Below are 13,307 nucleotides of genomic sequence, written 5' to 3'. Positions count from 1 at the left end.
GTAAAGGGCTTTTATTATTTAATTAAATGATGATGGAAAATGAAGAAGAAAAAATGAGAGGAAAAATAACTCCAGAGAAAGCTATGCAAATGTTAAACTCTGAGGGTATGAATGTTACAATTGAAGAAGCAACTGAAATTTTGCTATTTTTACGAAAATTGGCCCATGCGGTCGTTTCAAAATTTTTAGAATCATGAGTATTATTGCAGATTTATACATTCGTGTAAGCACAGACGAGCAGGCTGAGAAAGGATATTCACAAAGAAATCAGGAAGAAGTCCTACGTAAGTATTGTTCTATAAATTATATTGAAGTTCGTAATGTTATTTACGAAGATCATTCAGCCAAAACCTTTAATAGACCACAATGGAATAAATTACTTCTTAATCTTAAAAGAGAAAAAAACAAATGCGACTTTGTCTTATTTACAAAATGGGACAGGTTTAGTAGAAATGCTGGTGACGCATACCAAATGATAAGTGTTCTACGAAAACTTGGAGTGGAGCCACAAGCTATCGAACAGCCTCTTGATTTATCTATTCCGGAAAATAAGATGATGCTTGCTTTTTATCTCGCTGCCCCAGAAGTAGAGAACGACAGACGGGCTTTAAATACTTTTCATGGAATGCGAAGAGCTAAAAAAGAAGGAAGATATATGGGAACTGCTCCCTTTGGTTATGCAAATAAATCAAAAGAGGACGGAACTAAATATATTGCTCTTGTAGAGCCGGCTGCATCAGTAATGAGATGGATATTCGAAGAAATTGCAAGAGGAGTGTTTAACACTGAACAGGTTTACCATCTTGCATGCAGAAGAGGTTTTACAAGAACCAAAAGCAATATGTGGGGTTTAATTCGAAATCCAATTTACTGTGGTAAAATTTTTGTCCCCCAATATAAAGATGAAGAAAGCATGTTAGTTACAGGACAGCATGAGCCTTTAATTACGGAAGGTCTTTTCTATAATGTTCAGGATATTTTAGATGGAAAATCCCGTATTTACAGACCTAAAATTAAAACAGTTGTAGAATTTCCCCTTAGAGGATTTTTTAATTGTCCAAAGTGCCAAAAAAAGCTTCAGGGAAGCAAGTGTAAAGGCAGACATAAACATTACTATTATTATCATTGCGAAGCCCAGTGTAAATTTAGAATCAATTCTGAAATAGCCAATAAATTATTTATTGATGACCTAAAAAAATACCAGCCAATACCAGAGGTCAAAAAAATATACACATCTGTAATATTTGAAACTCACCGAGAATTGGCTAATAATGCTGGTGAACAGAAACGACGACTTTTAGAACAGATTAAAGATTATGAACTTCGATTAAGTAATGCAAGGGATCTTCTTTTAACATCAAAAATAGATTCGGATGATTATAAATTAATGAAGGATGACTATAGTGCACGAATTACAAACCTTGAAAGGGAATTATCCTCCATTGCAAAAGATAGACACAGCATCGAATCCCTTTTAAATAAAGGCATTGAGAACTTAATTAAAATGAATGTGGCTTATGCGGATATGGATCTTTCGGAAGCTCGAAGCTTAATAGGTTTGGTTTATCCTGAAAATTTTACGATTCGTGAAAATAAAATACAAACCGCTAGAGTGAACAAAATTGTAGAGGGTATTTATATGATTAACAAGGAGTTAAAGGCAAAAAAAAATGGGACAAAAGATGATTTTTATCTTTTGTCCCATAGAGTGACCTCGACAGGATTCAAACCTGTAACCTTCTGAGCCGTAATCAGATGCGCTATTCAGTTGCGCCACGAGGCCGTATTTGTTATCTCACTATTTTTTAGTAGCTTTGATAATTGCTGTTTGCGGGTGCAAAGATAGACATAAATACTAGATAAACAAGCGAAATTTTACAGAAAAATAAAAAAAAATGAACATTGAAAAGTATATACGTGATATTCAAGGATTTCCAAAAGAAGGAATTTTATTTAAAGATATTACACCTTTGCTGATTAACCCTGAAGCACGAACAAATTGTCTTAAAATTTTGGTCGATTCTTTAGAAGGACAAAAAATCGACAAAGTGGTAGGAGCAGAAAGCCGTGGTTTTTTCTTCGGGATGTTACTGGCACAGAAACTCAATGCTGGGTTTATTCCTGTTCGAAAACCTAAAAAACTTCCATTCGAAACTATTTCGGCTTCTTATGAATTGGAATATGGAACCGATAGTCTTGAAATGCATACCGATGCTATTCAAAAAGGCGACCGCGTTTTAATTCATGACGATGTTCTGGCAACAGGCGGTACTGCAAAAGCAGTATGCGATCTTGTGCAGAAACTCGGCGGTGAAATCATACAATGCAACTTTTTAATGGAACTGACTTTTCTAAACGGAAGAGAAAAAATTAAAGATTTTCCAGTTTTTGCAGCTTTAACGTATTAAACAAAAACTATTTTATGTTTAATGGCATATAAAACCAAGCCGATTCGAGTTTTGATTTCAAGTTTATCAAATAACGATTCTCGGTAACCATCAATCGTTTTTGGGCTTAAACACATTTCCGAAGCAATTTCTTTGTAGGTCATTTCGGTGCAGGCATGTTTAATGAAAACAATTTCTTTTTCCTTAAGACTGATTTTTTTATTGTCGCTGTTGACTTTATTAATCAGCATGCCTGAAACTAATTCGGTAAAGTAAAATCCTTTTTCGATAACACACTCAATTGCTTCGCGGAAAACTTCGGGAGAAGTATCTTTTAATAAATAACCTTTTGCGCCATTGGTAATCATTTTAATGATGATTTCTTCATCGTCATTAACAGAAAGTGCAATTACTTTTAAGTCTGGACGGTTTTCTTTTATCCATTTCATGGTGTTTATGCCGTCTAGAACAGGCATGTTTACATCTAAAAGAATTAAATCTATATCATTGTCTAAATTTTCCTGTAGATAAGAAATAAACACTTTGCCGTTTTCAAAACGATTTATGACGTCGTAATCACCAAAACTTTTAATAAGCAGTTCCAAAGACTGTGAAAAAAGAAGATGATCGTCTACAATTATTATTTTGCTTTTTGAGTTAGTTTTCATCACATTGGGTTAAAGGGTATTCCAGAGTTACAATTGTTCCAGATTGATCTGAGGCAATAGCCAATTTGGCACCAATCAATTTGGCTCTAAGTTTCATATTTGTAAGTCCTAATCCTGCATTAGAATCTTCTAAATTATATCCAATTCCAAAATCTTTCAGTTTAAGTCTGAATACATTTGGAGTGGTTTCAAGGTGAACATCAAATAAATCACTATGCGAATGCTTTAAGCTGTTGTGCAGTGCCTCTTGAAATATTCGGTAAATAATCAAATCATGTTCTTCGTTGATCTCGGGAATTTCACCAATTAGGTTGAAATTATATTTGATTTTTTTGAGTTTTTTTACGCGTTCTAAATCTAGCTGAATGGCTTCTGCAAAATTGTGCTGCAGTAGATTATCTTTATTGATAATTCGGGATAAAATTCTGAGTTCATCCAGTGATTTGGCTAAAACACTTTTAAGATCTTTTAATTCTGATACTTGAATGCCTTTATTGCTGATTCCGATGTTAAGCTGCATAATCGCAACCGAAATAATCTGTCCAATATTATCATGAAGCTCTTTGCTGATTTCAGAAAGCGTTTGGTCTTTTATCTCAATTCTGGTTTTTACAAGTTCGGATTGGAAATACATTTCAGCCTCCATTTTTTCAACCATATAGTTGTTTTTCTTCTTTATAAAATAAAAGAAAAGAAAAAGCAAAACGATGAGTAAGGTAAAAAAGACAATACCTAATGAAATGACTAATAATTGTATTTCTTTTCGCTCCATAAAAAACCAATACTATAGCATGTGTGTGCCAGAAAATTTAAAATGAACAATACAAGACTAAAAATAGAATCGTCCTGCTTGATTAAGAACCAGTTAATGGCAAGCATAAAAGGAGTAAAAGGCACATGAAATACCAAAATTCCTAATAAATACCAGAAAAAAACAGATCGTTTGAAGTTTAATATTTTGTCTGAATTAAAAATTTCCACCAGATACAAGCAAGATAAAATCAAAATCAATACAACTCCAATTGCGAAACTGTAGGTAAAGGAACGATTAGGATCTTCCTTAAAATACATAATGTTTAAAAAGAAAGAAACAATAAACAGTAACAAAAACAACACTGAAGTTATTCTGTAATTAATCTTTTGTAAAAGGCTTCTTATGAGTAAGATATAGGCGGACAAACTGACCAGCATATAAGCATTATAAACATAATAGTTTAATAAACCGGTCCAATACGTAAAATAGTATCCGATTATTTCTGTGAGAATCGAAAACCAAATTAAAATTACTAAAAATTTAGCTTTCTTACCAGGTAATTTATGCATCGAAATTAATCCGATGCTTCCTGATAATAAAGCTAAATAAATGATATAGGATCTTAAAAATTCAAACATACAATTCTATTAATATACTAAGCTTGGCGGTCTTCCTATGTTTCCGTAATTCATTGGTTCAAGACTTTGAATGTCAGCCGGAGCTGATTCTTGAACTAAAGCGAAACTTTGAATTTTAGCCGTGTTGTTTTCTACTTTTTTTCCTGTAGGAACTAGGAATAATGTGGTTAATCCGGCTTTTTCACCATGTTTTTCATCGTCTGGGTATACACCAAAATAAAAACGTATACCGTCTACGTTATAGCCCTCTTTTGCGCCACTGGTTTTGATATAATGAATATAACTTTCAAGCGCTTCTAGTGAATACCAAATAGCATTTGCATCTTCTTTTTTAGCAGCTTTTGCAGTTAATGAGGATGCTCTTTTGTTATTGTAGTTCACATTTAACTGTTTTGCAAATTCTTTAGTTATTAACTGACTAGGTTTTGCGGGTGGATTTTTCATGATTTTTTTAAAATTAATTGGTTAAAGGTTTAGTTTACAGTTTTTTTTATTTGTTGAAGTGACAAAATTATTGGAAACCCAAAACGTGAACAAGGGGAAAAATACCCTTTTTTGTGCAGGTGAAATTATTTAAAAAAATGGGTTAAAGTGCTGTTTCATAATATTTTATAATGAAACAATTTTACATCGTCAAATTTATGTAAAAATCTGACGGTCAAAATGAGTAACCAATAATAAGTAATAACTAAATTTTTTTAATTATGTCACAACCAACACCTCTAGGTTATCCTCACGCAGGAGCCGGAACAGTAGAAATCCTTTTAGAAAAAGAAGATGGAGCAGATTTTGCAGTCCTTTTTTCACCAGATCCTAATAATATATTATTGAGAGACGCTGGTCTGCCAATGCAGTTTTATTATTATCCAAAGTATCCAAGACTTTCAAAACACCCTGACGGAAGATTTAAATTTGCAATGCAGGTGTTTAAATCAGCTGGAGATTCATCAACCGTAATTGGAGCAGAAGGACTAGAAGAAGAAGCAGGAGCTTATACCACACTTACCAGTACCATTGATCTTCCCGAAGCTTTATTAAAAAAAGCAATCGACAAATTGAAAGCTAGACTTAATTCTGACTACAAAAACCACAGAAATTCAACTCTTTTTGGATTGTTTTCTTTCTTAATTGGAGTAGATAAAGATTTTAATTCGACTAATGTAAGACCTATTCAGCTCACAGAGAACAACATCGCAATGCATGTGGTGGGCGAAAAATCACCTAATAATCCATTTGGAGGTGCTAATCCGTGGACTTTCAACATTCAGGGAGAAGGAGCAGGAACCACTTTCGGATTAGGCGATAATGCGCTTTCAATTTTAATGGGAAGAAACAGTGCTTCATTAGTGAAAAATGCACTTGAAATAGGAAGCAACAACCTAGTAGTCGAAAATAACATTAAGTACAAGGCTTATATGCCAACTACAGTTATCAAAACTACAATTGATGTTAAAAAAGTACACTCTTATTTCTCTGCAAAAACCAATGTAAGCTGGTCGTTTGTAGATTTGAACTGGGAACATGAATACGAAAAAATCAGTACAGAGGGAGGAATCGTAAGCGAGATCATTACTGATGAACAGTTTTCAAACGAAGAAAGAAAAAAAGTAGAAGAATCATTACTCCAAAAACAAAGAGATTTTGCTTTTGAAATGTTGAAAAAACAAATTTTTGACGTTCCAGAAAAACAATTCACACCAGCTGCAAATCCAGAAAAACCAAACGGTTTCTTCAGATTGTTTATGGGGCTTGGCAGCGTGGGAGTAAACCTTAAATCAGGAACACAGATTCGTGCGGTTAAATTTACAGATGAAATTAAATTCTCTGCAATTCAGGTTTTGGATTCAAAAATCAGCGGAAACTTAACTCCTTTGACTTTAAAAACAGGAACTGAAGCAAAAGCAGACGTTAAAAAGTACATTACAGAAATTCAGCTTGACGAAGACTTCTCAAAAGTGCAGGTAGTTGCTTCTTTAAATGGAGGTTTAATTAAACTGGACAAAGACAGTGATATTGTTAACGATAGTCCGGTAAGCCAAGTTTCTATAGAAGTTGGGTATCCTGATTCTAAAGGACAAATTATCTGGAAAGGGCAAGGAAGAATGATTGCTCCAGAAGGAACGCCATACGTAAAAAATACGAGCAAATCAGGAAAAGAAATCGATGCCATTTTTCCAGCAACATGGAACGATAAATCAAAAGAGAAAAATGCTTTCGTATTTGATTTCGTAAAAAACAATGGGTCTTCTAAAGTTAAAGTAAGACAAGAAGTGATGTACGAAAAAGATAAAAGAATCAAATTAAAAGACAGTGTAAAAGAATTTGAATTTGAAGGAACTAAAATCTTCGTGCCGCTTCCGGTTATGAACATGATTAACTATACATTATCGACTGAACAATTGTTTGAATGCGATACACTTGAAGTTACTCTAAAAGTAGATAAAATGTCAACTAAAAAATTCAAGTTTACTGCCGATAATTTTGAAGATGCAATTCCGTACAGAGCTTGGTATGAATTGGATTACACTATTAAGCCAACCGAGTATAAAGTGAAATATACTTGCAGTGGTAAAATTGGAAAAAAATCTAAAAAAGTGTCTATTTCTACAGATTTTATCAAAATTGATTATCAAGAAGGAGATATATTATTTGAACGTCCAACAGGAACTGACGCTCAAAATGCTGATATCGAGAAAATCAGAGCTCCATTTATGGAATAATTTTTTTGAGACATTTTGCAAAAGGGACTCAGAGGTCCCTTTTGTTTTCTTAAAAGTCACTAATCATTAAACCAAAACGTCATGCCGGATTTAAACACATTTAAGCTCGAAGGAACTAAATTAGTTCCCATAAACAGATTCAATCTTGAACCTGCAAAGCCCAGCACTTCCTTTACAGCAGCAACACTTAAAAAAGAAAATGAATTTAAGGTTATAGAACATCCCATAATTCATTCGATAGAAATAAAGCCTGTAATAATTGGATTTCCAATATTTGAAAGCTATTTTCCTTTAATTGAAGATGATAATGCTATTACAGAAAATGCTTCCTTTAAGGATTATTTTAAAAATGACATTACTTTATTTTTTCCTCAGGTAGAAATTGAACCCAATAATGGAACTCTTTTTTACTATGAAAATGTTCCAGACAAATCAGGAAACCGAGCGGGTTTGATTGGAAAGGTAACTTTGAAATACAGCATCAAAAACAAGGAGTTACAAGCTAGTCAAAAAAGTATTACTTTAAATCTGAGAGAAGCGATTTTAAACTTAAAAGTAAATCGTGATTTTGTAAAAGTAAACGGAATTGTCAATACAACAACGCAAGAAATCCAATTTGATTTAATAGATGAAGCTGTAAAAATTGCCTTTCTAAATTTAGTTTCAAACCTAAACGATTTAAAATCTAACCTGGATTTGTTTTTCGATTTTAAAGGATATACCAAATTGAAACGCAATTTTTTGTTTGCAAAAGATATCGCCTTTATCAAACAGAATGTTATAAAGAAAGACCTAACGACAGCGCCAACTACTATAACGCCTAAAGCAACTCTTATTAGCAGTCCGCTGATGGTAAAATCGGCAGTGAATAGAATGGCACCCAAAATGGCTATTTCTGAAATTCAGCGTGAAAACAGCATTAGGGCAGATGTACAAGAAGAATATGTAAAAAGTACTTTTCTGCTGAAAATCAACAAAATATTAAGTTATCCCATTGGTACAAATCCAGCGACAAGTCTATATAAAACAATTGGCGGTGGGTTTACTAATATTCCGTTCAATTTAAATGATGATTTTTCCCAGTTCAAACAAATCTTTGTGTCGGGATTTAATTTTGACAAACTTTCGATTTACAAATCGATGGTACAGCCAAATACGTTTTTATTAATTTCAAAAGTCTACAGCCTTTCGAAAGATTTAAATACCATGAAACCTTGTATTTCGACCATTTTTCATGCTTATGAAGAAGGTGCTGGAACAACCGAAGAAATCTCAAAAATCAGTTTTCAATTTGCAATTGGTCCAAACCTTTCTGATTTTGATCTGGCTAAACTTAAAATTGCGCTTCTAAATAATAATTTTATCGATGGAGATACTGCAGACTATTTTGATAAAGTTCAGTTTTTGTTTCCCAATGATATTTCTTCAGAATACGAGGTAAGCGGTAATTACTTTTTACAGCAATCAGATATTACTACAGATGGCAAACATTTTTTATTCAATCTTTCGACTGAAAACCTATCAGAAGCCAGTATTATGATTAATGCTTTAAACAATACGATTACACAATATGCCAATATCAATTTCAAACATAAAGAAATCAAAGATTCCAGTATCATTGAATTGAATATTGAGCAGACAATAGGCGAAATCGTAGAAGCTTTGATTGACAATGCCACGAAGAAAATTCAGATCAACAATCAGTCTATTTCTAATTGTAAACTTAATTCCATTCTGCTGGTTTATAATCAGAATGTAACTTATTTAAACAGCACTTTCTTTAAAAATTATCCACAGCTGGTTAGCAATGATACCAAACAGCTGGATTTCACAGCACTCAATCCAACTGCTTCTGGAGATTTAAAAAGCGTGTTTTTCGATTTTGAAAATATTGAAAACATTAGTTCTGAGTTTAGTCAAGTTGTTTCTCAGTCTACAGCTTACAATCGATACATTCAGGTTCAAATCAAAAGCCAGACAGCTGCTACAGCCAGAATTACGATTGAATTAACGGTTCAGGAAACGGGAAGTAAATTTACAATCGAACGATTAAAAACCGAATTTTCTACTCCAATATTGTTCAATTTTATTGTAAAAAATACTTTGAGCAATTCGACACTGATTTCATACAAAGTCAATTATTATGATAAGAATGATAATTTGACCGGTACTAAAAATGATGTTTTTGATTTTTCAAAGACTTCAATATTAACAATAAATAAAAAGTAATGAAAACAATACAATCAGGAGCCAAATCTAGTGAAGTATATTATTTAAATGAACTTCTTGCGAATTTGGGTTACAGCGTTGTAGTTTCCAACAATTTTGGATCTGCAACAGATTCTGCTGTTAGAGATTTTCAGTTGACAAACAATCTTGTGGTCGATGGAATTGTGGGTTTAAAAACATGGTCGGCAATATTGCAGAAAACACAAGGATTGTTTACTTCGAATAGCAAACTGCTTTCGGAACAAAATTTAATCGATTTCTCTAATCACTATAGTTTGGAATTAGCAGCGGTTAAGGCAGTTAACGAAGTCGAAAGCAATGGAAAAGGTTTTCTGGTAGATGGAAGACCGAAAATTTTATTTGAAGGTCATATTTTTTGGCGTGAACTTGAAAAAAGGAATATAGATCCAGCAGCCTATGTGAATGCTTCAACTGAAAATATTCTTTTTGAAAATTATACCCGAAAATATTATGTAGGAGGCGCAGAAGAATACAATCGTTTAGAAAAAGCGTCTAATTTAGGCGGAAAAGATTTTGAAGATGCAGCGAACTGTTCGGCATCGTGGGGACTTTTTCAGGTTATGGGATTTAATGCAGTGCCAATTGGATATTCAAGCATTGATGAGTTTGTTGGTAAAATGTATGAAAATGAAGGAGAACATCTTAAAGCTTTTGGTTTGTTTTTAGAAGAAAATAATCTTATAGAAACTTTAAGAAGTAAAAACTGGGCAGGGTTTGCATTGAGATACAATGGTTCGGCTTATAAAACCAATAAGTACGATGAAAAGTTGCTAAAAGCCTATCAAAAATATTCTAGATAAACTGGGAATTTATCTAACTGCTAACAACAAAAAACTAAAGAATATGAGTTATTTAGTCAATCAGATGATACAATCTTTATCGAATAAAGTACTGCGTCTTGAAAAAGCAAACAGTGATCGTGATTATTCTGGCGGAGGATGGTATCAGGAAGTAAAATATGAGATTTATTTGTATGCCGATTTTACTGCGGTATACATCAAAGAATCTTTCAGCAGTGTTTCTGGAGGCGGATTGTATCTTCCAAACCAGTCTTCTGACAAAGAATATGGAAATTGGAACGTTTTAGAAGAAAACGGAAAAGTGTATCTCGAAATGATTTTTGATGATAATTCCAGACAAAAATTAGAAACACAAAACCTAGGAACCGGAATTCAGAAATTAGAAGATCAAATCTGGAACAGATATTTAATTAGTTGAGTTTTTTGTTTCAGGTTTCGAGTTTCAGGTTTCAGGTTTTGACTAACATGAAACTTGAAACCTGAAACAAAAAAAACTTAAAACCAAAAAACAAAACCCGATAAATTCTAAAATCTATCGGGTTTTTAAATTATGATGAGATATACTTATCTTAAACTCGCACCAAGTTCAGTTTCAAAAGTCTGTTGTAGTTTAGACATGATTTTGTCAATCTGAGCATCAGTAAGAGTTTTGGTATTATCTTGAATTGTAAAGCTTAAAGCATACGATTTTTTACCTTCCGGAAGTTTGTTTCCTTCATAAACATCAAATAAATTAACATCTTTTAAAAGCGTTTTCTCGCTTTGTTTAGCCAGATTGTAAATACTTTCGTAAGTAGTGTTTTTATCAATCAATAAAGCTAAATCTCGGCGTACTTCAGGATATTTCGGAATTTCGGTGTATTTAATTTTTCCTGTAATGATTTTTAAGACCAAATCCCAGTTAAAATCAGCATAATACACATCTTGTTTGATTCCGAAGTGTTTTAAAATGGATTTTTTAACCACACCCATTTCTACTAAAGTATCATTGTTGTAGCAGATAGAAGTTCCTTCAGAGAAAACATCTGATTGTACAGGAGCATTCGATACTTTTTCAATTCCTAAACGATTTAAAACTGCTCTTACATATCCTTTCAATAAAAAGAAATCAGTTCCTTTTTGAGGAGTTGTCCAGCTTTCTTTATTTCTGTTTCCTGAAATAGATAATGTTAAGTGTTTGTGCTCTTCGTAACCGTTCAGGTATTTATGATATGATTTTCCGAATTCAAATAATTTTAAATCCGAATTTTTTCTGTTAACATTATATGAAATAGCTTCTAAAGCCGAGAACAATAAAGACTGACGCATCGTTGCTAAATCGTTACTCAACGGATTCAGCATCGTAACATTGTGTTCTTCTTTTAAAACAGATGATAATTTAGCGTAAGCAGCTGTTGTTAAAGAATTCGCCATCATTTCATGAAATCCTTGCGAGTTCAATTGAGAAGCGATTACATTTTGTACTTTATAATCTTCTGTTCTTGGTGAATTAGCCACAGTCGCATTGAATTTTTTAGAAAACTCAATATTGTTGTAACCATACACTCTTAGAATTTCTTCGATAACGTCAATTTCACGTTGTACATCAACACGATATGCTGGAATTGTTAATCCTAAACCAGTGTCTGAAACGCTGTTGACTTTAATATCTAAAGAAACTAATATTTTCTTAATCGTATCTTTTGGGATTTCCTGTCCAATGATTTTGGAAACATGACTGAAGTTCAATAAAACAGAGAAATCTTCCACTTTTTTAGGATATACTTCTACCACATCTGAAGTTACTTTTCCGCCTGCGACTTCTTGAATCAAAAGAGCGGCACGTTTTAAAGCATATTCTGTAATAGTTGGGTCAATTCCTCTTTCAAATCTAAAAGAAGCATCTGTGTTTAATTGGTGTCTTTTTGCTGTTTTACGAACGCTTACAGCATCAAAATAAGCACTTTCTAAGAAAATAGATGTGGTTCCGTCAGAAACACCAGATTTTTTCCCTCCAAAAACACCTGCAATACAAAGCGGACCTTTTTCATCGCAAATCATTAAATCTTCTGCATGTAATGTTCGTTCAACATCATCAAGCGTAACAAATTTAGTTCCTGCAGGTAATGTTTTTACAATAACTTTTCCAGTGATTTTAGCAGCATCAAAAGCATGAAGCGGCTGTCCTAATTCGTGTAAAACATAATTAGTAACGTCAACAATATTATTTTTTGGAGTTAATCCAATAGCTTTCAAACGATCTTGTAGCCAAGCAGGAGATTCTTGAACCGTAATTCCAGAAATAGTAACACCACAATATCTTGGCGCCAATGTTGGTTCTTCAACATTCACATCAATTTTAAGTGTACGCATATCTACTCTAAAGTTGCTCACAGAAGGCGTAATCAATTCTACGTTTACACCACGCTGTAACATTCCAGCTCTTAAATCACGAGCAGTACCAAAATGGCTCATGGCATCTGCACGGTTTGGAGTCAGTCCAATTTCGAAAACTTCGTCATTGGCAATTTTGAAAACTTCGGCAGCAGGAGTTCCAGGCACTAAATTTTCGTCTAGAACCATAATTCCGTCATGACCAGTACCAAGTCCTAATTCATCTTCGGCACAAATCATTCCGTGGCTTTCCTGTCCGCGGATTTTTCCTTTTTTAATAGTAAATTCTGCGCCTTCTTTATCGTATAGAATAGTTCCAATGGTTGCAACGGGAACTTTTTGTCCAGCAGCTACATTTGCAGCACCGCATACAATTTGCACAGGCGCTTCTAAACCAATATTTACAGTTGTAACTTTTAATCTGTCGGCATCAGGGTGTTTTTCGCAAGTAAGTACGTGTCCTACAACAACCCCTTCTAAACCGCCTTTAATCGATTGGTATTTTTCAACAACTTCTACTTCAAGACCCAGATCAGTAAGTAATTCCGATGTCTGCTCAGATGTCCAGTCTGTCTTAATAAATTGTTTTAACCAGTTGTAAGATATTTTCATGTTAGTTTTATTATTCTTTTTTGTACAAGGATACAAATATAAGGAATTGCAGACTGTAGTAAGAAAGAAATTATTTGGTTTTTTTAGACTGATTTTACTTGAATA

12 protein-coding genes and 1 tRNA gene are annotated in these 13,307 nt (G+C 33.4%); 7 read left to right on the top strand and 6 right to left on the bottom strand.

What is annotated here, in order from left to right:
• Positions 1 to 26: 26 nt before the first annotated feature.
• A complete protein-coding gene (locus tag P2W75_RS08970) occupies positions 27 to 197 on the top strand; it encodes a hypothetical protein (protein ID WP_219637275.1) in 171 nt (56 codons plus the stop codon).
• Entirely contained in the window at positions 194 to 1,744 is a 1,551-nt protein-coding gene (locus P2W75_RS08965; protein WP_229355216.1) for a recombinase family protein, read from the top strand. The genes P2W75_RS08970 and P2W75_RS08965 overlap by 4 nt, the downstream gene beginning before the upstream one ends.
• Here the strand turns inward: P2W75_RS08965 and P2W75_RS08960 are convergent.
• A tRNA-Arg gene (locus tag P2W75_RS08960) sits at positions 1,710 to 1,783 on the bottom strand. The two genes, P2W75_RS08965 and P2W75_RS08960, sit on opposite strands and share 35 nt — an antisense overlap.
• Positions 1,784 to 1,895: 112 nt before the next feature.
• Here P2W75_RS08960 and P2W75_RS08955 point away from each other — a divergent pair.
• A complete protein-coding gene (locus tag P2W75_RS08955) occupies positions 1,896 to 2,408 on the top strand; it encodes an adenine phosphoribosyltransferase (protein ID WP_276380087.1) in 513 nt (170 codons plus the stop codon).
• On the opposite strand, the gene P2W75_RS08950 is transcribed toward P2W75_RS08955, so the two are convergent.
• From P2W75_RS08950 to P2W75_RS08935, 4 genes are all read right to left on the bottom strand, one after another.
• On the bottom strand, positions 2,405 to 3,055 hold the full coding sequence (locus P2W75_RS08950; RefSeq protein ID WP_276380086.1) for a response regulator transcription factor: 651 nt from the start codon (positions 3,053 to 3,055) through the stop codon (positions 2,405 to 2,407). The genes P2W75_RS08955 and P2W75_RS08950 overlap by 4 nt on opposite strands.
• A complete protein-coding gene (locus P2W75_RS08945) occupies positions 3,045 to 3,713 on the bottom strand; it encodes a sensor histidine kinase (RefSeq protein ID WP_239023192.1) in 669 nt (222 codons plus the stop codon). Before P2W75_RS08945 ends, P2W75_RS08950 begins: the two co-directional genes overlap by 11 nt.
• Before the next feature lie 86 nt (positions 3,714 to 3,799).
• Complete coding sequence (locus P2W75_RS08940) at positions 3,800 to 4,126, bottom strand: hypothetical protein (RefSeq protein ID WP_239023191.1); 327 nt, start codon at positions 4,124 to 4,126, stop codon at positions 3,800 to 3,802.
• 330 nt (positions 4,127 to 4,456) lie between these two features.
• Positions 4,457 to 4,891, bottom strand: coding sequence for a hypothetical protein (locus P2W75_RS08935; protein ID WP_207296380.1), 435 nt, complete (start codon positions 4,889 to 4,891; stop codon positions 4,457 to 4,459).
• Positions 4,892 to 5,151: 260 nt separating this feature from the next.
• Here P2W75_RS08935 and P2W75_RS08930 point away from each other — a divergent pair, with 260 nt between their 5' ends.
• The 4 genes from P2W75_RS08930 (at position 5,152) to P2W75_RS08915 (ending at position 10,635) form a co-directional block, all read left to right on the top strand.
• Positions 5,152 to 7,167 (top strand): hypothetical protein, encoded by a 2,016-nt coding sequence (locus tag P2W75_RS08930; protein ID WP_276380085.1) that lies wholly within the window; start codon positions 5,152 to 5,154, stop codon positions 7,165 to 7,167.
• An 81-nt stretch (positions 7,168 to 7,248) separates the two neighbouring features.
• Positions 7,249 to 9,396, top strand: a complete 2,148-nt coding sequence (locus P2W75_RS08925) for a hypothetical protein (protein ID WP_276380084.1) — start codon at positions 7,249 to 7,251, stop codon at positions 9,394 to 9,396.
• Positions 9,396 to 10,217, top strand: a complete 822-nt coding sequence (locus P2W75_RS08920; protein WP_276380083.1) for an N-acetylmuramidase family protein — start codon at positions 9,396 to 9,398, stop codon at positions 10,215 to 10,217. The genes P2W75_RS08925 and P2W75_RS08920 overlap by 1 nt, the downstream gene beginning before the upstream one ends.
• 43 nt (positions 10,218 to 10,260) lie before the next feature.
• A complete protein-coding gene (locus P2W75_RS08915) occupies positions 10,261 to 10,635 on the top strand; it encodes a hypothetical protein (RefSeq protein ID WP_276380081.1) in 375 nt (124 codons plus the stop codon).
• Between the two features lie 146 nt (positions 10,636 to 10,781).
• Here the strand turns inward: P2W75_RS08915 and pheT are convergent, their stop codons facing one another.
• Positions 10,782 to 13,202, bottom strand: a complete 2,421-nt coding sequence (gene pheT / locus P2W75_RS08910) for a phenylalanine--tRNA ligase subunit beta (RefSeq protein ID WP_276380080.1) — start codon at positions 13,200 to 13,202, stop codon at positions 10,782 to 10,784.
• Positions 13,203 to 13,307 lie beyond the last annotated feature (105 nt).

The organism is Flavobacterium sp. H4147 (genome assembly GCF_029360735.1).
GTDB lineage: Bacteria > Bacteroidota > Bacteroidia > Flavobacteriales > Flavobacteriaceae > Flavobacterium > Flavobacterium endoglycinae.
This window is presented reverse-complemented; position numbering and strand designations above follow the sequence as displayed.